This window comes from Variovorax paradoxus (assembly GCF_009755665.1).
GTDB lineage: Bacteria > Pseudomonadota > Gammaproteobacteria > Burkholderiales > Burkholderiaceae_C > Variovorax > Variovorax paradoxus_G.
This window is the reverse complement of record NZ_CP046622.1, coordinates 295,150-313,578: the sequence shown is the minus strand read 5'-3', so window position 1 is coordinate 313,578 and position 18,429 is coordinate 295,150. Positions and strand designations below refer to the sequence as shown.

General features: G+C 66.7%; 20 protein-coding genes. 4 read left to right on the top strand and 16 right to left on the bottom strand.

Annotation, left to right across the window (positions count from 1 at the left end; translation table 11 throughout):
• Positions 1 to 15 precede the first annotated feature (15 nt).
• From mreD to GOQ09_RS01440, 3 genes are all read right to left on the bottom strand, one after another.
• Positions 16 to 537 (bottom strand): rod shape-determining protein MreD, encoded by a 522-nt coding sequence (gene mreD, locus GOQ09_RS01450; RefSeq protein ID WP_157611469.1) that lies wholly within the window; start codon positions 535 to 537, stop codon positions 16 to 18.
• Positions 534 to 1,478: a rod shape-determining protein MreC gene (mreC, locus tag GOQ09_RS01445; RefSeq protein ID WP_157611467.1), complete on the bottom strand. Its 945-nt coding sequence runs from the start codon at positions 1,476 to 1,478 to the stop codon at positions 534 to 536. The genes mreD and mreC overlap by 4 nt, the downstream gene beginning before the upstream one ends.
• An 83-nt stretch (positions 1,479 to 1,561) precedes the next feature.
• On the bottom strand, positions 1,562 to 2,605 hold the full coding sequence (locus GOQ09_RS01440; RefSeq protein WP_007833435.1) for a rod shape-determining protein: 1,044 nt from the start codon (positions 2,603 to 2,605) through the stop codon (positions 1,562 to 1,564).
• Between the two features lie 216 nt (positions 2,606 to 2,821).
• Between GOQ09_RS01440 and gatC the strand changes: the two genes are divergently transcribed.
• Genes gatC through gatB form a run of 3 tightly spaced genes read left to right on the top strand, consistent with a single transcriptional unit; the run spans position 2,822 to position 6,097 of the window.
• The gene (gatC, locus tag GOQ09_RS01435) at positions 2,822 to 3,121 is read left to right on the top strand and encodes an Asp-tRNA(Asn)/Glu-tRNA(Gln) amidotransferase subunit GatC (protein ID WP_157611466.1); all 300 of its coding nucleotides are present in this window, start codon (positions 2,822 to 2,824) and stop codon (positions 3,119 to 3,121) included.
• Entirely contained in the window at positions 3,118 to 4,605 is a 1,488-nt protein-coding gene (gatA, locus tag GOQ09_RS01430; protein WP_157611464.1) for an Asp-tRNA(Asn)/Glu-tRNA(Gln) amidotransferase subunit GatA, read from the top strand. Before gatC ends, gatA begins: the two co-directional genes overlap by 4 nt.
• 1 nt (position 4,606) lies before the next feature.
• A complete protein-coding gene (gatB, locus tag GOQ09_RS01425; protein WP_157611462.1) occupies positions 4,607 to 6,097 on the top strand; it encodes an Asp-tRNA(Asn)/Glu-tRNA(Gln) amidotransferase subunit GatB in 1,491 nt (496 codons plus the stop codon).
• Positions 6,098 to 6,118: 21 nt separating this feature from the next.
• Here gatB and GOQ09_RS01420 read toward each other — a convergent pair whose 3' ends face one another.
• Both GOQ09_RS01420 and pyrE read right to left on the bottom strand, forming a co-directional pair.
• Positions 6,119 to 6,805, bottom strand: a complete 687-nt coding sequence (locus GOQ09_RS01420) for a DUF4124 domain-containing protein (protein ID WP_157611460.1) — start codon at positions 6,803 to 6,805, stop codon at positions 6,119 to 6,121.
• 10 nt (positions 6,806 to 6,815) lie between these two features.
• Positions 6,816 to 7,499, bottom strand: coding sequence for an orotate phosphoribosyltransferase (pyrE, locus tag GOQ09_RS01415; protein ID WP_157611458.1), 684 nt, complete (start codon positions 7,497 to 7,499; stop codon positions 6,816 to 6,818).
• A gap of 12 nt (positions 7,500 to 7,511) precedes the next feature.
• Between pyrE and GOQ09_RS01410 the strand changes: the two genes are divergently transcribed.
• Positions 7,512 to 8,315 (top strand): exodeoxyribonuclease III, encoded by an 804-nt coding sequence (locus GOQ09_RS01410; protein WP_157611456.1) that lies wholly within the window; start codon positions 7,512 to 7,514, stop codon positions 8,313 to 8,315.
• A gap of 13 nt (positions 8,316 to 8,328) precedes the next feature.
• Here the strand turns inward: GOQ09_RS01410 and GOQ09_RS01405 are convergent, their stop codons facing one another.
• From GOQ09_RS01405 to GOQ09_RS01355, 11 genes are all read right to left on the bottom strand, one after another.
• A complete protein-coding gene (locus GOQ09_RS01405; RefSeq protein WP_157611454.1) occupies positions 8,329 to 9,102 on the bottom strand; it encodes a GntR family transcriptional regulator in 774 nt (257 codons plus the stop codon).
• The gene (locus GOQ09_RS01400; RefSeq protein WP_157611452.1) at positions 9,099 to 9,770 is read right to left on the bottom strand and encodes a cysteine hydrolase family protein; all 672 of its coding nucleotides are present in this window, start codon (positions 9,768 to 9,770) and stop codon (positions 9,099 to 9,101) included. Before GOQ09_RS01400 ends, GOQ09_RS01405 begins: the two co-directional genes overlap by 4 nt.
• Before the next feature lie 111 nt (positions 9,771 to 9,881).
• Positions 9,882 to 11,483, bottom strand: coding sequence for an ABC transporter ATP-binding protein (locus tag GOQ09_RS01395; protein ID WP_157611450.1), 1,602 nt, complete (start codon positions 11,481 to 11,483; stop codon positions 9,882 to 9,884).
• Positions 11,484 to 11,490: 7 nt separating this feature from the next.
• A complete protein-coding gene (gene biuH, locus GOQ09_RS01390; RefSeq protein WP_157611447.1) occupies positions 11,491 to 12,192 on the bottom strand; it encodes a biuret amidohydrolase in 702 nt (233 codons plus the stop codon).
• Between the two features lie 5 nt (positions 12,193 to 12,197).
• Complete coding sequence (locus tag GOQ09_RS01385) at positions 12,198 to 13,121, bottom strand: ABC transporter permease (protein ID WP_157611445.1); 924 nt, start codon at positions 13,119 to 13,121, stop codon at positions 12,198 to 12,200.
• Positions 13,118 to 14,179 (bottom strand): ABC transporter permease, encoded by a 1,062-nt coding sequence (locus tag GOQ09_RS01380; RefSeq protein WP_157611443.1) that lies wholly within the window; start codon positions 14,177 to 14,179, stop codon positions 13,118 to 13,120. Before GOQ09_RS01380 ends, GOQ09_RS01385 begins: the two co-directional genes overlap by 4 nt.
• A gap of 18 nt (positions 14,180 to 14,197) precedes the next feature.
• Entirely contained in the window at positions 14,198 to 15,316 is a 1,119-nt protein-coding gene (locus GOQ09_RS01375) for a BMP family ABC transporter substrate-binding protein (RefSeq protein ID WP_157611441.1), read from the bottom strand.
• A 53-nt stretch (positions 15,317 to 15,369) separates the two neighbouring features.
• Positions 15,370 to 15,750, bottom strand: a complete 381-nt coding sequence (hpxZ, locus tag GOQ09_RS01370) for an oxalurate catabolism protein HpxZ (protein ID WP_157611439.1) — start codon at positions 15,748 to 15,750, stop codon at positions 15,370 to 15,372.
• Complete coding sequence (locus tag GOQ09_RS01365; protein WP_157611437.1) at positions 15,747 to 16,580, bottom strand: ABC transporter ATP-binding protein; 834 nt, start codon at positions 16,578 to 16,580, stop codon at positions 15,747 to 15,749. Before GOQ09_RS01365 ends, hpxZ begins: the two co-directional genes overlap by 4 nt.
• Positions 16,577 to 17,410, bottom strand: a complete 834-nt coding sequence (locus GOQ09_RS01360; protein ID WP_157611435.1) for an ABC transporter permease — start codon at positions 17,408 to 17,410, stop codon at positions 16,577 to 16,579. Before GOQ09_RS01360 ends, GOQ09_RS01365 begins: the two co-directional genes overlap by 4 nt.
• 2 nt (positions 17,411 to 17,412) lie before the next feature.
• On the bottom strand, positions 17,413 to 18,417 hold the full coding sequence (locus GOQ09_RS01355) for an ABC transporter substrate-binding protein (RefSeq protein ID WP_157611434.1): 1,005 nt from the start codon (positions 18,415 to 18,417) through the stop codon (positions 17,413 to 17,415).
• Between the last annotated feature and the right edge of the window lie 12 nt (positions 18,418 to 18,429).

Sequence of the window (18,429 nt, the reverse complement as noted above, 5' to 3'; positions counted from 1 at the left end):
GGTGGACTGCCCGGCTTAGAGCGGGCGGTTCTCGTCGGGTTCCGGCGTGCGGCGCTGGGGCGCCAGCAGCAGCGCCGTTGCCAACGGCCACAGCGCGGCCTCGATGACCGGGGAGGCCAGCACCCACCAGCCCGGAAAAATGCCGCCGCCGATCATGCGCGTCACCACCTCGATGAATTGCGAGAGCGCAAAAAGCGGCAGCACCTGCAGCGCCTGCGAAGCCACCGGGTACCAGAGCAGGCGCCGGTGAATGGTGATCGCGAAGAAGCCCAGCGTGGTGTAGGACAGCGCATGCTGGCCCAGCATGGACGCCTGGTGCACGTCCATGCACAGCCCGAAGACGAAGGCCGCGCCAATGCCTACGCGCATCGGCTGGTGCACGCCCCAGAACACGATGGCCAGCGCGAGCAGGTCGGGCATCCAGGCGGCGCGCCCAATCGGAATCATGTTGATGAGCAGCGCCACCACCAGACTCGACCACATGAAAAGCGGGCTGACGGGCAGCAGCAGCTGCTGTTGGCCGGGGCGTTTGATCATCGGGCGCGCTCCGCGGCTTTCTTGTCTGCCTTGGGCTCGGGCTTCTTGCCGCGCGCGGGGGCGGCCGGCGCGGGCGGTGCCGCGGGCGCCCCCGTGGGCGCCAGCACCAGCACGTAGCGCGCTGCCGTCACGCGGGCCAGCGGAACGCAGTAGATGCGCGCAAAGGCCGAATCGGCGCGGCGCTCGATGCGCTCGATCTTTGCAACCGGCAGGCCGGCCGGATAGACGCCGTCGACGCCGCTGGTGGAGAGCAGGTCGCCCTCCTGCAGGTCGGCATTGGCAGCCATGAAGCGCAGCTCCAGCCCCGCGCCGTGCGCCGATGCATCACCGAAAGCCACGCTGCGCACGCCGGTGCGGGTGTTCTGCACGGGAATGGAAAGATCGCGGTCGATCACCAGCGTGACCTCGCTCGTGAAGGGCAGCACCTGTGTCACCTGGCCGAGCACGCCGTTCGCGTCGATCACCGGCGAACCGGCCGCCACGCCGTGCGTGAGCCCCTGGTCGATGACGATCTTGCGCGTGTAGGGGTCGGCGGCGTCGTAGAGCACCTCGGCGGCGCGGCCCGGCGCCTGCGTGGTCTGGCGCAGTTCGAGCAACGCGCGAAGGCGTGCGTTGTCCTGCGCGAGCGTGTCGGCCTGGCTCGCACGCTCTGCCTGCTGCATGAGCGCCTTGCGGGCTTCTTCTTCGTTGCGCTGGGCCGTTTGCAGGTCTTCGAAGTAGCGGCTGCCGCCCACCACGAACTGCACCGGCTTGAGCGCCAGCCACTGCACCGGATAGAGCACCGCCCCCACGGCCGCGCGTATGGGCTGAACCAGATGGAAGCGCGCGTCGGCCACCATCAGGAACAGCGAGAGCGCACCGAAGAAAATCAACTTGCTCAGGGCCGACTGCCCCTGGTTGAACAGGGGCGGGGCTGTGCGATCGAGCGTGCCCAAGGGCATGGTTCAGGCCTGGCTGTGCAACGTCAGATGGCAAAAAGGCCGGCCTGCACAAGCAGGGCCGGCCGATGATGGCAGTGGCGCATTCACTCGCTCGTGAAGATGCTTCCCAAGCGATCCATGCGCTCGAGAGCAATGCCGCAGCCGCGCACCACGCAGGTCAGCGGATCTTCGGCCACCAGCACCGGCAGGCCGGTTTCCTCGGCCAGCAGGCGGTCCAGGTCGCGCAGCAGTGCGCCGCCGCCGGTCAGCATCATGCCGCGCTCCGCGATGTCGGCGCCCAGTTCGGGCGGCGTTTGCTCCAGCGCGTTCTTCACGGCGGAGACGATGTTGTTGAGCGGATCGGTCAGGGCTTCCAGCACTTCGTTGCTGCTGATGGTGAAGCTGCGCGGCACGCCTTCGGAAAGGTTGCGGCCCTTGACTTCCATTTCCTTGACTTCGGAGCCCGGGAAGGCCGAGCCGATGTTCTTCTTGATGACTTCGGCCGTCGGCTCGCCGATCAGCATGCCGTAGTTGCGGCGGATGTAGTTGATGATGGCTTCGTCGAAGCGGTCGCCGCCCACGCGCACGGAGCCCTTGTAGACCATGCCGCCCAGGCTGATGACGCCCACTTCGGTGGTGCCGCCGCCGATGTCGACCACCATGGAGCCCGAAGCCTCGCTGACCGGCAGGCCCGCGCCGATGGCCGCGGCCATGGGCTCTTCGATGAGGTAGACGGAAGTGGCGCCCGCCGCTTCGGCCGCGTCCTTGATGGCACGGCGCTCGACCTGGGTGGAGCCGCAGGGCACGCAGATGATGATGCGCGGGCTCGGCGTGAGCAGCGTGCGCGGGTGCACCATCTTGATGAACTGCTTGATCATCTGCTCGGTGATCACGAAGTCGGCAATCACGCCGTCCTTCATCGGGCGGATCGCCTCGATGTTGCCGGGCACCTTGCCCAGCATGGCCTTGGCTTCCCGGCCGACAGCCTGGATCACCTTCTTGCCGTGGGGGCCGCCTTCGTGGCGGATGGCGACCACCGAGGGCTCGTCCAGCACGATGCCCTTGTTGCGGGCAAAGATCAGTGTGTTGGCGGTGCCGAGGTCGATCGCGAGGTCGGTGGAAAAATACCGACGGAAAGCTCCAAACATGTGCGGAATCCTCTGGAGCACGCCTGCGCGTCGGCAAGTCGTCGCTCTCTGTTTTTTGGTCGTTTGACGGGGTGGATTGATCGTTTTTGGCGCAAAAGCCGGCGCGTTCGCGGGGGTTGCGGCAAAGGCGGGATAATACCTGAATCCCCCTCTGAATCCCGTGTCAGCACCCTCTCCGGCGTGCGAATACTCCCGGTTTTCCAGCCATTTCGACCCATGTCACTTTCCGCTTCAGATATTGCACGCATCGCCTCGTTGGCCCGGCTGCAGCTTGCTTCCGACGAAAGCGAGCGCATGCTCAGCCAAATTAATGGCTTTTTCGATTTAGTCGAACGTATGCGTTCGGTCGACACCGCCGGCATCGAGCCGCTGGCCCACCCGGTGGCCGCCATCGGAGACATTACGCTGCGTTTGCGCGACGACGTGGTGAGCGAACCCAACAACCGCGAAGCCAACCAGAAGAGCGCCCCGGCCGTCGAAGCCGGCTTGTTCCTCGTGCCCAAGGTGATCGAATGAGCGGCGAATTGCATCAAATGGGCGTGGTCGCCCTGGCCAAGGCATTGGCCGACCGCCAGGTTTCGGCGGTCGAGGCGTCCCAGGCCTTTCTGGGCCGCATGAAGTCCCACGAATCGCTCGGCACCTTTGTGGATGTGAACGAGGAAGTCACGCTGGCCCAGGCCCGTGCGGCCGACGCGCAGCTTGCCACCGGCAACGCCCCGGCACTGGCCGGCGTGCCGATTGCGCACAAGGACATCTTCGTCACCACCGATTTCGCCACCACCGCCGGCTCGAAGATGCTCGCGGGCTACCGTTCGCCCTTCGATGCCACCGTGGTGCGCCGCCTGGCCGAAGCCGGCGCAGTCACCCTCGGCAAGCTGAGCTGCGACGAGTTCGCCATGGGCTCGGCCAACGAGAACGTGGCCGTGCCCGCCGTGGGCCACGACAAGGCCGTGCCGGTGCAAAACCCCTGGAACCGCGAGCGCATTCCGGGCGGCTCCTCGGGCGCCAGCGCCGCGGCCGTGGCGGCCCGCCTGGCCCCTGCGGCCACCGGCACCGACACCGGCGGCTCGATCCGCCAGCCGGCCTCGTTCTGCGGCATCACCGGCATCAAGCCCACGTACGGCCGCGCCTCGCGCTACGGCATGGTGGCGTTCGCATCGAGCCTCGACCAGGCCGGCCCCATGGCCCGCTCGGCCGAAGACTGCGCGCTGCTGCTGTCGGCCTTCTGCGGCCCCGACCTGGACCGCGACTCCACCTCGCTCGACAAGCCCGCCGAAGACTTCAGCCGCTCGCTGAACGACTCGCTCGAGGGCCTGCGCATCGGCGTGCCGAAGGAGTTCTTCGGCGAAGGCGTGGCGCCCGGCGTGCGCGCCGCCGTCGATGCGGCGCTGGCGCAATACGAGAAGCTCGGCGCCAAGCGCGTCGAAGTGAGCCTGCCGCGCACCGAACTGTCGATTCCCGTGTACTACATCCTGGCCGCGGCCGAGGCGTCGAGCAACCTGAGCCGCTTCGACGGCGTGAAGTTCGGCCACCGCGCCAAGCAGTACAAGGACCTGGGCGACATGTACGAGCGCACGCGCGCCGAAGGCTTTGGCGACGAGGTGAAGCGCCGCATCATGATCGGCACCTACGTGCTCTCGCACGGCTACTACGACGCCTACTACCTGCAGGCGCAAAAGGTGCGCCGCATGATCGCCGACGACTTTCAGCAGGCCTTCAAGCAGTGCGACGTGATCGCCGGCCCCGCCGCGCCGACCACCGCCTGGAAGATCGGCGAGCATGGGGACGACCCCGTTGCCGACTACCTCGCAGACATCTTCACGCTGCCCGCGTCGCTGGCCGGCCTGCCCGGCATGAGCGTGCCCGCGGGCTTCGATGCGGGCATGCCCGTCGGCCTGCAGCTGATCGGCAACTACTTCGGCGAAGCGAAGCTGCTCGGCGCAGCGCACCGCTTCCAGCAAGCCACCGACTGGCACATGCGCACGCCGGAGGGCTTCTGAAATGAGCGAGACAGTGAACACCTTCGAAGCACAACAACAAGGCCGTCCGACCGGCCCGCTGGTCCGCGGCTATGAAGTCATCATCGGCTTCGAGACGCACGCCCAGCTGTCGACCGCGAGCAAGATCTTCAGCCGCGCCTCCACCGCCTTTGGCGCGGAGCCCAACACGCAGGCCTGCGCGGTCGATCTGGCACTGCCCGGCACGCTGCCCGTGATGAACAAGGGCGCGGTCGAACGCGCCATCAAGCTGGGCCTGGCGCTCGGCTCGCACATTGCGCCGCGCAGCGTGTTCGCGCGCAAGAACTACTTCTACCCCGACCTGCCCAAGGGCTACCAGATCAGCCAGTTCGAAATTCCGGTGGTGCAAGGCGGTTCGGTGTCGTTCTTCCTGGGCGAAGAAAAGAAGACGGTGCGCCTGGTGCGCGCCCACCTCGAAGAAGACGCCGGCAAGTCGCTGCACGAGGACTTCATCGGCCAGAGCGGCATCGACCTGAACCGCGCCGGCACGCCGCTGCTCGAAATCGTGACCGAGCCCGACATGCGCTCCACCGCGGAGGCCGTGGCCTATGCGCGCGAGCTGTACAAGATCGTCACGTGGATCGGCATCTGCGACGGCAACATGCAGGAAGGCAGCTTCCGCTGCGACGCCAACGTGTCGGTGCGCAGGCCCGGCGAAAAACTCGGCACGCGGCGCGAGATCAAGAACCTGAACAGCTTCAAGTTCATGCAGCAGGCGATCGACTACGAGATCCGCTGGCAGATCGAGGAGATCGAGGACGGCCGCAAGGTCGAACAGGCCACCGTGCTGTTCAACCCCGACACGGGCGAGACGCGTGCGATGCGCGCCAAGGAAGACTCGGCCGACTACCGCTACTTCCCCGATCCGGACCTGCCGCCGCTGGTCATCGCCGCCGACTGGATCGAGCGGGTGCGTGCCACCATGCCCGAGCTGCCGCGCGCCATGGCCGAGCGCTATGTGCGCGATCACGGCATGTCGGAATACGACGCGACGCAGCTCACGCAGAGCCCGGCGCTCGCCCGCTATTTCGACGACGCGGTGAAGGCCGGCGCAACCCCCAAGCTCGCAAGCAACTGGATCACCGGCGAAATGGCGCGCCGCCTGAACGCGCAGGAAATCGGCATCGAAGCCGCGCCCGTCACCGCGCAGCAGCTGGCCCAGCTGGTGCAACGCGTTGCCGACGGCACGCTGCCCAACAACGCGGCGCGCCAGGTGTTCGATGCGCTCTGGACTGGCGACGGCAGCGATGTCGACGCCATCATCGAAGCCAAGGACCTGAAGCCGATGAACGACACCGGCGCGCTCGACAAGATCCTGGACGAGGTGATTGCCAAGAACCAGAAGAACGTCGAAGAGTACCGCGCCGGCAAGGAAAAGGCCCTGAACGGCCTCGTGGGCCAGGTGATGAAGGCGAGCGGCGGCAAGGCGAACCCCGCTCAGGTCACCGAACTGCTCAAGGCCAAGCTGGCCTGACCGGCCCCTACGGCGGCGGGGCTACTTGCCGCCGCCGTTTTGGGGCGACCAGATCTGTTTGAGGCGCGCGCGCTCTTCGTCGAAGCGCGCGTTCACGCGCTTCTTCTCGTCTTCCTGCTCGCCGATGAAGCGGTTCTGCACCGCCGCGCTCTGCGCGTTGTCCTCGAGCTTGCGGCGCACCGCGCCCGGCGCCTTGCTGATGTCGTGCTTGTAGAACTCAAGCTCCTCGTCGATCTTCTTGCGGTCTTCGGCGAGTTCGGCCAGGCGCTTCTGCGCGGCCTGGATCACCGCATCGATCTGCACCAGCGCCTCCTTGCGCTCCCGCTCGTGCACGGTCACGTTGGGGTAGCGCACCAGCAAGGCACGCTCGCGCCGGCGCTCGTCGATGAGGCGCGCGGCCTGCAACGCGGCCTCGCGGGCCCGGTCTTCGCGCTCGGCCAGTTCGCGCGCGGTGTAGGTCGGCTCGATCTTGCGGCGCGTGGTGCCGCTCGGGCCGAGCTCGCGCTGCTCGCGATCGCTGCATTCGGCAATCGGCCGGTCCGCCGTGAGCGTGCGGCCACGGGCGTCGGTGCAGGAGTAGATGGCAGCCGGCGCCGGCGCGGGCTGTGCCGGCACCGCCATGGGCAACAGCGCCGCCGCGAGCGGCAGCAGCAGCAACACCGCTGTGGCGAACGGCCGGGCCGGCTGGTCGAACTTGCGCACGGGCATGGCGATGGCCTCAGTGAGCGCCATAGCGGGCGCGGTAGGCAAGAACGCGCTCGCGATGCGCACCCAGGTCGGCGGCGGCGTTGCCCGACAGGTAGTTCAAGAGGTCGTCGAGCGTGGCAATGGCCACCACCTGCAGGCCCAGCTGGTTGCGCACGTACTGCACGGCGCTGTGGTCCACGTCCACGCCGTTTTCGGTGGCCTTCTCCTGCCGGTCGAGGGCAATGGACACCGCGTGCGGGGTGGCGCCGGCGGCTTCGATGGCCGCAATCGATTCGCGCACCGCGGTGCCGGCCGACATCACGTCGTCGACGATGAGCACGCGGCCCTTGAGCGGCGCACCCACCAGGTTGCCGCCCTCGCCGTGGGCCTTGGCTTCCTTGCGGTTGTAGGCAAAGGGGTAATTGCGGCCCCGGCGCGCCAGTTCGGCCGCCACCGTGGCGCCCAGCGGAATGCCCTTGTAGGCCGGGCCGAAGATCATGTCGAACTCGACACCGCTTTCGATCAGCCGGTCTGCATAGAATCCGGCCAGACGCGCGATCTTGGCGCCGTCGTCGAAGAGACCCGAATTGAAGAAGTAGGGGCTCAGGCGGCCGGCCTTGGTCTTGAACTCGCCGAAGCGCAGCACGCCGGAGTCGAGTGCGAACTGGACGAAATCCTGCGCAACCGAACTGCTTTCCACACCATCTACAGCCATCGGAATTTCCTTGTGTTCAAACTGACCAGCCTCAATCTCAATGGCCTGCGTTCGGCCGCCACGAAAGGGGTGGCGGACTGGGTGGCCGAACTTGCGCCGGATTGTATTTGCATGCAGGAGATCCGGGTGCAGGCCAGCGACATCGAAGGCCGGTTCGAAGAAATGGCCGGTCTCAAGGGCTATTTCCACTTTGCCGAGAAAAAAGGCTACGCCGGCACCGCCATCTACACAAGGCACGCGCCAAGCGCCGTGGTCGTGGGCTGGGGCGACACCGAATTCGACGCCGAAGGCCGGTATCTCGAGCTGCGCTTCGACACGCCCGAGCGCAAGCTCTCGATCATCAGCTGCTACTTTCCGAGCGGCAGCTCGGGCGAGGAACGGCAGGAGGCCAAGTTCCGCTTCCTGAAGGGCTTCTTCCCGCACCTGATTGCGCTCAAGAAAGAGCGCGAGTTCATCCTCTGCGGCGACATCAACATCGCGCACAAGGAAATCGACCTCAAGAACTGGCGCGGCAACCAGAAGAACAGCGGCTTCCTGCCCGAGGAACGCGCCTGGATGACCCGCCTGCTGGACGCCGGCACCGACGGCGCGGGCCTGGTGGACGTGTACCGCATGCTCAAGCCCGAGACCACGGCCGAGGCCTACACCTGGTGGAGCAACCGCGGCCAGGCCTATGCCAACAACGTGGGATGGCGGCTCGACTACCACCTGGCCACGCCGGCGCTCGGCGCGCTGGCGCGCAACGAGCAGATCTACAAGACCATCAAGTTCAGCGACCACGCGCCGATCACGGTCGACTACGACTTCACGCTGTAGCCGCGGCCCCGCTTCAGCGCGGCGCCGTCTTTCCGGCATGCCGCGCCAGGTGCACCTGGTGCAGCGTGATCTTGCGCACCTCGGCCTGGCTGGTCTCGATGTGCGCGCGCAGCAGCATTGCGGCCTGGTCGCCGCGGTTGGAGCGAACGGCCTTCAGGATCTTGGCGTGCTCGTCGTAGGTGGCATCGATGCGCGGCTGCTGCGTGAAGTCGAGGCGGCGGATGATGCGGATGCGTTCGGTCACGTCGCCGTGCACGCGCGCCATCTCGGCGTTGCCTGCGGCGGCCACCAGCGAGCAGTGAAAAGCCTCGTCCCATTGCGCCACCTGGGCGGTGTCGCTGCTGCGCTGGGCCGCGGGCACGAGCCAGATGTCGGCCAGTGCCTCGAGCAGGCTGCGGTCGACGCGGCGATCCGCCTCGCAAAGGCGATGCACGGCCGTGGTCTCGAGCACCATGCGCAGGTCGTAAAGCTGCTCGAACTGGTCGAAGTCGAACGGCAGCACGCGCCAGCCGCTGCGGAACAGCACCTCGACAAAGCCCTCTTGCTGAAGGCGGAAAAGCGCCTGCCGCACCGGCGTGCGCGAAACCCCGAGCCGCTCGCTGATCTCGTTCTCGGTGAAGCGGTCGCCCGGCACAAGAATGAAATCGGCCACGTCGCGCTTGAGCTGCGCGTACACCTCGTCGGCGCGGGTGCGAAAAGCGGTTTCGCCGGCGGCGGGGACGGCGGGTACGGGCGAGGCGGAGCGGGAACGAACAGTAGGCACGTGGGGAATATTAGTCGCTGTCATTGCCCACCGCGAAGCGCAGCCAGCAGCGCCCTGCTTGGCGCGGTCCAGCCGACGATGCCGCCCTGGGCGCGAACCATGTCGAGCGTGGCTGCCTTGAAGGCCGGAAAGTAGCTCTCGGTGCAGTCTTCGAGCAGAAGGCAGTCGTAGCCGCGGTCGTTGGCTTCGCGCATGCTGGTCTGCACGCAGACCTCGGTGGTCACCCCGCCGAACAGCAGGTGCGTAATGCCGCGCGCTTGCAGCAGTTCGTGCAGGCCGGTGGCGTAGAACGCGCCCTTGCCGGGCTTGTCGATGACGATTTCGCCTTCGACCGGCGCCAGCGCATCGATGATCTGGTTGCCCGGTTCGCCCGCCACAAGGATGCGGCCCATCGGGCCTTCGTCGCCGATGCGCAACGCCGGGTTGCCGCGGCTGCGCTTGGCGGGCGGGCAATCGGAAAGATCGGGCTTGTGCGCCTCCCGCGTGTGCACCACGAGGCCGCCGGTTTCCCGCCAGGCCTGCAACGCCGCTTTTGTGGCAGGAACGATCGCTTCGAGCAGGGACACGTCGTTGCCCAGCGTTTCACCGAAGCCGCCGGGTTCGATGAAGTCGCGCTGCATGTCGATGAGGACCAGGGCAGCTTTCTTGATCTCGAACTCGTAGGGGAAGGGAATGGCTTCTTCTATGCGCATGTTGTTGCTCACTTGTTCAGAGGGCGCGGGTGCGGCGATCGGCGGGATGCACAGGGGCAAACACTCCACCTTTGAGCCCGGTGTGCGGCCTTCCGATGAACAGCAGAGCACTCATGCCACAGCCTCCAACGGCTCATGATGCCCGCCACCCATGTGCGCCCCGATCACGTGCCTCTCAGCGCCCTCAGCCGAAGTCTCGAACACGATGCGCCCTTCGCTCATCACGACGATGCGGTCGGCCAGTTCCAGCAGTTCGTCGAGGTCTTCGCTGATGAGCAGCACTGCCCCGCCCTTCTCGCGTACCTGCACGATGCGTTCGTGAATCTCGGCCACGGCCGCAAAGTCGAGCCCAAACACCGGGTTGGCCGCAATCAGCACATTGATGTCGCCTGCGAGTTCGCGCGCCAGTACGGCGCGCTGCACGTTCCCGCCTGAAAGGCTGCGAATCGGCGCGCCCTCACCCTGCGTCTTCACGCCGTATTCGGCGATCCACTCGCGCGCCCGGTTGCGCCAGAAGGGATAGTTCAGCACCCCGCCTCGCGACAAAGGCGGCCTGTCGAAATCACGAAGCGCCATGTTCTCTGCCACGCTGAGATCGCCCACGCACGCGTTGCGCAGCGGCTCCTCGGGCAGGCTGCGCACCTTGAGGCTTCGGTTCTCTCCGCGCCGTGCGCTGTATGGTTGGCCCATGACGCTCACCTTCCCGGCAAGCCGCGGACGCTGCCCGACCAGTGCCTCGACCAGCTCGCGCTGCCCGTTGCCCGAGACGCCCGCCACGCCGAGGATTTCGCCCGCGCGCACCGAAAGTGCCAGGTCGTGCAGCGCCAAGGTGCCCCGGTCGCCCTGGGCCCGGAGGCCTTCGACCTTCAATGCAATGGGCGCCGCAGCGGACACGGGCTTTCTGGCAGCGGGCAATGCAGCCGGTGCGGAGGAAGAAGCCTCAGCATCCTCGCCGCCCATCATGGCCCCTGCCAACCGTGCCGGGCTCGTGTCCGTCACGCGGCAATGGTGTACCGCCTTGCCGCGGCGCAGCACCGTCACGCCGTCCGCATAGGCCATGACCTCGCGAAACTTGTGCGTGATGATGAGCACGGTGCACAAACCGCTGCGCGCGAACTCCCGCACATGGCCCAGCACCTCGTCCGCCTCCTGCGGCGTCAGCACCGAGGTCGGCTCATCGAGGATCAGGAGCCGCGGCTTCAAGTACAGCTGCTTGAGAAGCTCGAGCTTCTGTTTTTCGCCCGCGGCAAGCTCCGAAGGCCGCGCGTCCAGGTCGAGACTGAAGGGCGTGGTCGCGAGAAACTCCTTCAGCTCTGCGCGCTTGGCTTTCCAGTCGATCAGCGCGGGCGTCTTGCCGCCCGCGAGCAGCAGGTTCTCCGCCACCGTCATGCCCGGCGCCAGCGTGAAGTGCTGGTAGACCATGCCGATGCCCAGCGCACGCGCCACGATGGGATTGGCAATGTCCTGCTCGCGCCCGTCGATCAGGATGCTGCCTTCTTCCGCGCGCTGGAAGCCGGCCACGCATTTCACCAGCGTGCTCTTGCCCGCGCCGTTCTCGCCGAGCAGCGCATGCACCGTGCCGGGTTCCACGCGCATCGTCACGCGGTCCATCGCGGTGAAGGCGCCGAAGCGCTTGGTCAGCTCGTAGGTGTCGAGCGCGAGTGCGCCGCTGCCGCCCGGCAGGGCACCAATCGCGTGGGGCGCGGCGCTCATGCGTGAATCACCCGAGCGCGGCCAGCAGTTGCTGCGAACCGGCGTGCGCACCGAACACGCCGCCCTGCATCGTGATCATCTTCAGCGCTGCAAGATGGTTGCCGTGGTCGGTGGCAGCCGTGCAGTCGGACAGCAGCAGGCATTCGAAGCCGCGGTCGTTGGCGTCGCGCATCGTGGTGTGCACGCACACGTCCGTGGTGATGCCCGCAAGAATCAGGTTCTCGATGCCGCGCGTGCGCAAGATCAGTTCGAGATCCGTCGCGTAGAACGACCCCTTGCCGGGCTTGTCGATCACCACCTCGCCGGCGAGCGGCGCCAGTTCCGGAATGATTTCCCAGCCCGGCTCGCCGCGCACCAGGATGCGTCCGCACGGCCCGTCGTCGCCAATGCCCACGCCGCCGGCGCCAATCTGCCGCGAGCGCCAGCGCTTGTTGGCGGGCAGGTCCGCCAGGTCGGGCCGGTGGCCTTCGCGCGTATGAATGATGTGAAAGCCCAGCGGCCGCATCGCCGCGAGCGTGCGCGCAATGGGCTGGATCGGCGCCTGGACCAGCGAGAGGTCGTATCCCATCACGTCGACATACCCGCCCTTGCCGCAGAAGTCGGTCTGCATGTCGATCACGACGAGCGCGGTGTTGTCGGGCCGCAATGCGCCGTTGTAGGGCCAGGCATAGGGTTCGGCATCCACGTGGCGGCCAGTTGTCGTTGTCATGGCGTTCAGTTCCTTGTCGATGAAAGTTCGCCGGGGCTGCCGAGTGCCGTGCTGCCGGGCCTGCAGGTAAGCACAAGAATGACCAGCGTGAGCACGTAGGGCACGGTGTTGAACAGGTGATAGCCCCAGCCGATGCCGATGGACTGCAGCGCGGGCCCGATGGCACCCGCGCCGCCGAAGAGAAACGCAGCACCCACGCAGCGCAGGGGGCTCCAGCGCGCAAAGATCACGAGCGCCACCGCAATGAGGCCCTGGCCGCTGGAAATGCCTTCGTTCCAGCTGCCCGGATAAAACAGCGTGAGCGACGCGCCGCCGAGCCCGGCGATGAAGCCGCCGGCCGTTGTCGCCGCGATGCGCAGGCCCGAGACCGAGTAGCCGAGCGCGCGCGTCGCCTGCGCCGAATCGCCGGCCATGCGCACCAGCAGGCCGGCGCGTGTGCGCGCAAAGCCCCACCACAGCAGCACTGCGAGCGCCACGCCGATGGGTACCAGCGCATTGAGCTGCAGCGCCGATCGCACCACCGTGTTGTCGCTCCAGAAGCCCAGCGGTATGGCGGGAATCTGAGGCGCCTGCGGCTGGATCAGTGGCTTGCCCAGGTAGAACGCGAGCCCCGTGCCGAGCAGCATCAGCGCGATGCCCGTGGCCACATCGTTCACGCGGTCGAGCGAACACAACACGCCGTGCAGCAGCGCGAGCGCCGCGCCCGCCACAGCGCCGATCAGCACGCCGAGCCAGGCCGAATCGGTGAGATAGGCGCCACCGAAAGCCGCCATGGCCGACAGCACCAGCACGCCCTCGAGCCCGAGGTTGATGCGCCCCGACTTCTCGGTAAGGCATTCACCCAGGCTCACGAAGAGAAACGGTGCGCCCACGCGCAGCGCACCGCCGACGATGCCGGCCGCGAGCGCGATCCACTGGTCAACCGTCATGCCGGGCTCCCCGAAGCGCGGAGCATGCGTGCGCGCAGCGCGCTCCAGTCGATCATGCGCAGGCCCTCGCTCGCAAGAATGAGCACGAACGCAATGCCCTGCAGCACCAGCACCGATGCATCGGGCAAGCCGAGCCGCCGCTGCAACAGGCTGCCCGCCGCACCGAAGCCGCCGAACAGGATGGCCACCGGCACGATGGCCGCGGGGTTGTGCCGCGCGATGAACGACACCAGGATGCCCGCATACCCGTAGCCCGCAATCAACGAAGCATTGGCATTGGTGTGAACCGCCGCCACCTCGACCGCGCCAGCGAGCCCCGCGCAGGCACCGCCGAGTGCGCAGGCACCGAGGATGAGCCGCGTGGCCGGCAGCCCTACGAGCTGCGCCGTGCGCGGATTGCCGCCCACCACGCGCACCGAAAAGCCCGAGGCCGTGGCGCGCAGCCACCACGCGAGCCCGAGGCAAGCGAGCACACCGATGACGAAGCCCCAGTGCACGTCGGAGCCACCGATGCCGCCGATCAGCAGCCCCTCGTTCAGCGCATGGGTCGATGGCTTGTTGAGGCTGGCCGGGTCGCGCAGCGGCCCCTCGACAAGGTGCTTGAAGATGCCGATGGCAATGTAGGCCAGCAGCAGGCTGCTGATGGTTTCGTTGATGCCGCGGTACTGGCGCAGCCAGCCCGCAAGCGCGATCCACAGCGCCCCGGCAAGAGCGCCCGCAGCGCACACCGCCGCGGTGCCCACGAAGTTATGAGGCAAGGGCACCGCGTGCGCGAGCGCCGCAGAGGCCAGGCCGCCCAGCACCAGCGCCCCCTCTCCGCCGATGACGATGAGCCCCGCCCGCGCCGGCAGCGCCACGCACAGCGCGGTGAGCATCAGCGGCGCAGCGCGCTGCAACGTGTTCTGCCAAGAAAACCAGTCGCCGAACGCACCCTTGAACAGCGTTGCCCAGACCTCCACCGGATCGACGCCGGCAAAGGCCACCAGCACACCGAAGAGCAGCAGCGCTGCCGCAATGGCGAACACCGGCAGGGCAAATTCCTTGAGCGCGTGGCGCATGGTGATGATGAACCCGGATCAGGCCGAGCCGATCACGCCTTCGACCAGGTAGTTCATCTTTTCCAGCTCCAGGTCGGTCTGCTTCAGCACCTTGCCGGCCGGCACCACGACGGCGCCCTTGTTGTCCTTGATGCCGTCCTTGAAGATGTCGAAGGTGCCCGCGATCATCCTGGCCTTGATGTCGTCGGCCTGCTTCTTTGCGGCGTCGGGCACCATGGGGCCGTAGGCGGACATCTTCACGTAGCCTTCCTTCAGGCCTCCGCGCAGGAAGTTGGGGTGCGGCTTGCCGGCTTGAGCGGCCTCGATGGCCGCCTTGTAGGCCGTGAGCCAGTTCCACTCGGCACCGGTGAGATACGCATTGGGTGCCAGCTTGGCCTGGCTCGCGTGGTAGCCGCAAACCATCTTGCCGCGCTTGGCCGCCGTCTCCACCACCACCTTGGGGCCGTCGACGTGCATGGTGAACGCGTCGCAGCCCTGGTCGGCCAGGCTGTTGGTGGCCTCGGCTTCCTTCACGGCCATCGACCAGTCGCCGGTGAAGATCACGCTGCAGGTGATGTTCGGCTTGACTGAGCGCGCGCCGAGCGTAAAGGCGTTGATGTTGCGCAGCACTTGCGGAATGGGCTTGGCGGCAACGAAGGCGATCTTGTTGCTCTTGGTCATGTGCGCCGCGATCACGCCGTTCAGGAACTGGCACTCGTCGATGTAGCCGAAGAAACTGCCGACGTTCTTCGGGTGCTTGCCCTCGGTCCAGAGGCCGCCGCAGTGCGAGAAGCGCACATCGGGGTTCTTGGGCGCCACGGCAAGGATGTGCGGATCGAAGTAGCCGAACGACGTGGGAAACAGCAGCTTGGCGCCGTCCTGCGAGATCATGCCGGCCATCGTCTTCTGCACGGCGGCGGTCTCGGACACGTTCTCTTCTTCGACCACCTTCACGCCGGGCAGCTTCTTGACCTCGGCCGCCGCCATGGCGTGCGCCTGGTTGTAGCCATAGTCGTCGCGCGCGCCGACGTAGATCACGCCGACGGTCAGCGGCTTGGCCTGTGCGCCGGCAAGGGCGCTCCAGCCTCCAAGGGAACCGGCAGCGCCGAGCGCGGCCAGGGATTTGAGGGACTCGCGGCGATTGATGGGGCTGGTCATGGGGTTCTCCGGTCTTGGATACAAGGTGGGGTGCAAAAAATGTGCCTGCCTGTTCAGTCGATCAGGCTCACGTGCGCGGCGGCCACGCGCCAGCCATCGGCGGTGCGCAGCCAGGTCTGGCTCTGGCGGCCCGTCTGGCGGCCGCCTTCGCGGCAGAACTCGGTATTGGCGGTCGCGAAGTCGCGGCCGTAGGTGGTGATGACGGTGCGCAGCAACTCGCGCGGCGGGCTCTGCACCGGCAGCGACGCACGAAAGGCGCTGATCGCCGCATGGCCGTAGTGGTTCTCGGCGTAGCCGTAGCGCAGCGTGTGCGGGCTGTTCCAGAACAGCTCGTCGAGCACATCGCGCCGGTTGGTGACCAGTGCTTCTTCGTAGCGCGCGAACACCGCGGTCACTTCGGCAAGCACTTCGGGGATGTTGATTTCCAGGGTCATCTGCGCACCTCGCGTTGAAAGATGTCGAGGCTGAGCTTCTTCATTGCGACAAAGCTCTCGGTGCTCAGCGTCTCGACCGTGCGCGGCCGGGCATCGCCGTAGCGCAGGATCTCGGCCACCCTGGTGGGCCGCTTGGTCAGAAGCAACACCTCGTCGGCCAGGTACACGGCCTCTTCGAGGTCGTGCGACACCAGCAGCATGGTGGTGCCGGTCTGCATGAACACTTCCTGCAGCTTCTCGCGGATGAAGAGCGTCATCTCGAAATCGAGCGCGGAAAACGGCTCGTCGAGAAACAGCACTTCGGGGTTGGGCGCGAGCGCCCGCATGATCGATGCGGTCTGCTGCTGGCCGCCCGAGAGTTCGTACGGAAAGCGCTTCAGGTCGAACTTGACGTCGAAGGACGCCACCAGCTCTTCCATGCGCCGGTCGACCTCGGCCTTGCTGCGCCCTTCGAGCTTCAGCGGGTAGGCGATGTTGTCGATGGTGCGCATCCACGGGAACATCGCCTCGCGGTAGTTCTGGAACACGTAGCCGATCTTGGTGTCCTTGCGCTGCTTGCCGTCGAACAGGATCTCGCCCGCATCGATGGGAATGAGCCCCGCGATCATGTTGATGAGCGTGGACTTGCCGCAGCCGTTGGGGCCGAACACCGAGACGATCTTGTGCTTGGGAATGTCGAGATCGAAGTTCTCGTACAGCGGCCAGCCGGCAAAGTACTTGGTCAGGCCGCGGATGGTGATGTGCGTGCCGGCGGGGCCGGGCTTGAAGACGGGCTTGGGCACGTCGGCATACACCGGGCCGTTCACGACGATGTCTTGCGTGGCTTTCATCGGCCGCTCCAGTGCACGATGCGGCGCTCGGCCACAAGAAAGAGAATGTTGAGCGCATAGCCCAGCGCACCGGCGGCAAGAATGGCCGCATACATGCTCTTCACGTTGAGCACCTGCTGCGCATCGATGATGCGGTGGCCAAGGCCGGTGTCGGAGCCGATGAACATCTCGGCCACGATGACGATCACCAAGGCCATCGACACCGCCGAGCGCAGGCCCACGAAGCTGGGCTGCAGGCTTTCCCACACCAGCACGTCCTTGAAGATCTGCCAGCGCGAGGCACCCATGACACGCGCCGCCATCACGCGCTGCTTGCGCGCATTGATGACGCCATAGGCGCTGTTGAACACCACGATCAGCAGCGCACCGAAAGCCGCAATGGCCACCTTGTTGACGTCGGACACGCCGAAGATCAGGAGGAACAGCGGAATGAGCGCGGACGAAGGCGTGGAGCGGAAGAAGTCGATCAGGAATTCGACGCTGCGGTAGGCCTTCTCATTGCTGCCGAGCAGCACGCCCAGCGGCACGCCGACCACCGCCGCAATCAGAAAGGCCTGCAGCGTGCGCCACACGGTCATCGCAAAGTCGGTGAGCAGCGGCCCACCCGCAAGCCCCGTGATCAGCGCCGCAACGGTGTCGGCGGGCGTGGGCAGCAGGATCGGCTTGATGAAGCCGAGCCGCACCGCCAGGTCCCACACGATGAACAGCACCACGGGTCCGATGAAGGGCAGCAGCCGGTCGCGCAGCGGGGGCTTGGGCAAAGCCGCTGCCGGGGCTCCGGCGGCCGGCGGCGTCCACGGCGCGGCCGTGGTCGTGCTTGCGTCCGCCATGGTCATGCCTTGTAGAGCAGGCCGTCCACCAGCACCTTCTTCTCGAAGATGCCTTTCTCGGTGAACAGGTCGTAGAACTTCTGGAAGTAGGCCACGTCGCTGGGCTTGAACTCGTTGTAGAGCATGTAAGAGGCGAGAGGTACTTCGGCCGTGAGCTTGCCCTCGATGGCGGTGTAGCCCTTCATGTGCTGGCGGGCGTCGTCGGGCTTGGTGCGCACCAGCTCCACGCCGCGCGCATAGGCGGCGATGTACTTCTTGGCGACTTCCGGGTTCTTCTTGATGAACTCGCTCGTGAGACTGGCCGCGCCGCCGTGCCAGGGCGCCATGGGATCGCCCAGGATATACCTGGCGACCACGCCGGCTTCGATGACGCGCGTGGTGCCGTTCATGCGGCCCACAGTGCCGGTGGGCTCCAGCGTGTAGCAGGCGTCGACCTGGCCCGCGACGAGCGCGGCCACGTGCTGGCCGATGGGCAGCTCGCTCACCGTGGCCCCTTTGGCGCCGGCGCGTTCGAGCATGGTCTTGCACAACGTCACGTTCTGGATGCCGGGGCCGGACGCGATCTTCTTGCCGGCCAGCTCGGCCATGGTCTTGATCGGGCTGTCCTTGGCGACGATGAACTCGTCGAGCACGAACTTGGCGTTGCTCGGGTTGGTGCAGAAGATCTTGAAGAGGCCCGGCTGCGCAATCTCGCCGATGGCGAGGTTGGCAGAGCCGGTGCCGTTGGAGCTGCCGTCGCAGCGGCCCGCCAGCATGCCTTCCATGACCTGCTGCGCGCCGGCGAACTTGAGCGGCTCCACGTCGAGGCCGGCTTCCTTGAAGTAACCGCGGTCCACCGCGGCAAAGAAGGGGAGGCCGGCGGCCACGGGCCAGAAGCCGATTCGGATCTTCGGTGCGGCTTGCGCTCGCACGATGGCCGGTGCGGCCAGCACGGCCAAGCCCGCTGCGCCGGCTTGCAACAGCTGGCGGCGCGACGCGGCGGCGGGCGATTTTTCAGGGATGCTCATGAAGACTCCTCG

What these genes read in the sequence shown, in the direction of transcription:
- hpxZ (WP_157611439.1), bottom strand. Translation starts at nt 15,750, where the DNA reads ATGACCCTGGAAATCAACATCCCCGAAGTGCTTGCCGAAGTGACCGCG.
- GOQ09_RS01385 (WP_157611445.1), bottom strand. Translation starts at nt 13,121, where the DNA reads ATGACGGTTGACCAGTGGATCGCGCTCGCGGCCGGCATCGTCGGCGGT.
- pyrE (WP_157611458.1), bottom strand. Translation starts at nt 7,499, where the DNA reads ATGGCTGTAGATGGTGTGGAAAGCAGTTCGGTTGCGCAGGATTTCGTC.
- GOQ09_RS01405 (WP_157611454.1), bottom strand. Translation starts at nt 9,102, where the DNA reads ATGACAGCGACTAATATTCCCCACGTGCCTACTGTTCGTTCCCGCTCC.
- gatC (WP_157611466.1), top strand. Translation starts at nt 2,822, where the DNA reads ATGTCACTTTCCGCTTCAGATATTGCACGCATCGCCTCGTTGGCCCGG.
- GOQ09_RS01360 (WP_157611435.1), bottom strand. Translation starts at nt 17,410, where the DNA reads ATGGCGGACGCAAGCACGACCACGGCCGCGCCGTGGACGCCGCCGGCC.
- gatB (WP_157611462.1), top strand. Translation starts at nt 4,607, where the DNA reads ATGAGCGAGACAGTGAACACCTTCGAAGCACAACAACAAGGCCGTCCG.
- GOQ09_RS01420 (WP_157611460.1), bottom strand. Translation starts at nt 6,805, where the DNA reads ATGCCCGTGCGCAAGTTCGACCAGCCGGCCCGGCCGTTCGCCACAGCG.
- GOQ09_RS01380 (WP_157611443.1), bottom strand. Translation starts at nt 14,179, where the DNA reads ATGCGCCACGCGCTCAAGGAATTTGCCCTGCCGGTGTTCGCCATTGCG.
- GOQ09_RS01375 (WP_157611441.1), bottom strand. Translation starts at nt 15,316, where the DNA reads ATGACCAGCCCCATCAATCGCCGCGAGTCCCTCAAATCCCTGGCCGCG.
- GOQ09_RS01440 (WP_007833435.1), bottom strand. Translation starts at nt 2,605, where the DNA reads ATGTTTGGAGCTTTCCGTCGGTATTTTTCCACCGACCTCGCGATCGAC.
- GOQ09_RS01395 (WP_157611450.1), bottom strand. Translation starts at nt 11,483, where the DNA reads ATGAGCGCCGCGCCCCACGCGATTGGTGCCCTGCCGGGCGGCAGCGGC.
- biuH (WP_157611447.1), bottom strand. Translation starts at nt 12,192, where the DNA reads ATGACAACGACAACTGGCCGCCACGTGGATGCCGAACCCTATGCCTGG.
- GOQ09_RS01400 (WP_157611452.1), bottom strand. Translation starts at nt 9,770, where the DNA reads ATGCGCATAGAAGAAGCCATTCCCTTCCCCTACGAGTTCGAGATCAAG.
- mreC (WP_157611467.1), bottom strand. Translation starts at nt 1,478, where the DNA reads ATGCCCTTGGGCACGCTCGATCGCACAGCCCCGCCCCTGTTCAACCAG.
- GOQ09_RS01355 (WP_157611434.1), bottom strand. Translation starts at nt 18,417, where the DNA reads ATGAGCATCCCTGAAAAATCGCCCGCCGCCGCGTCGCGCCGCCAGCTG.
- mreD (WP_157611469.1), bottom strand. Translation starts at nt 537, where the DNA reads ATGATCAAACGCCCCGGCCAACAGCAGCTGCTGCTGCCCGTCAGCCCG.
- gatA (WP_157611464.1), top strand. Translation starts at nt 3,118, where the DNA reads ATGAGCGGCGAATTGCATCAAATGGGCGTGGTCGCCCTGGCCAAGGCA.
- GOQ09_RS01365 (WP_157611437.1), bottom strand. Translation starts at nt 16,580, where the DNA reads ATGAAAGCCACGCAAGACATCGTCGTGAACGGCCCGGTGTATGCCGAC.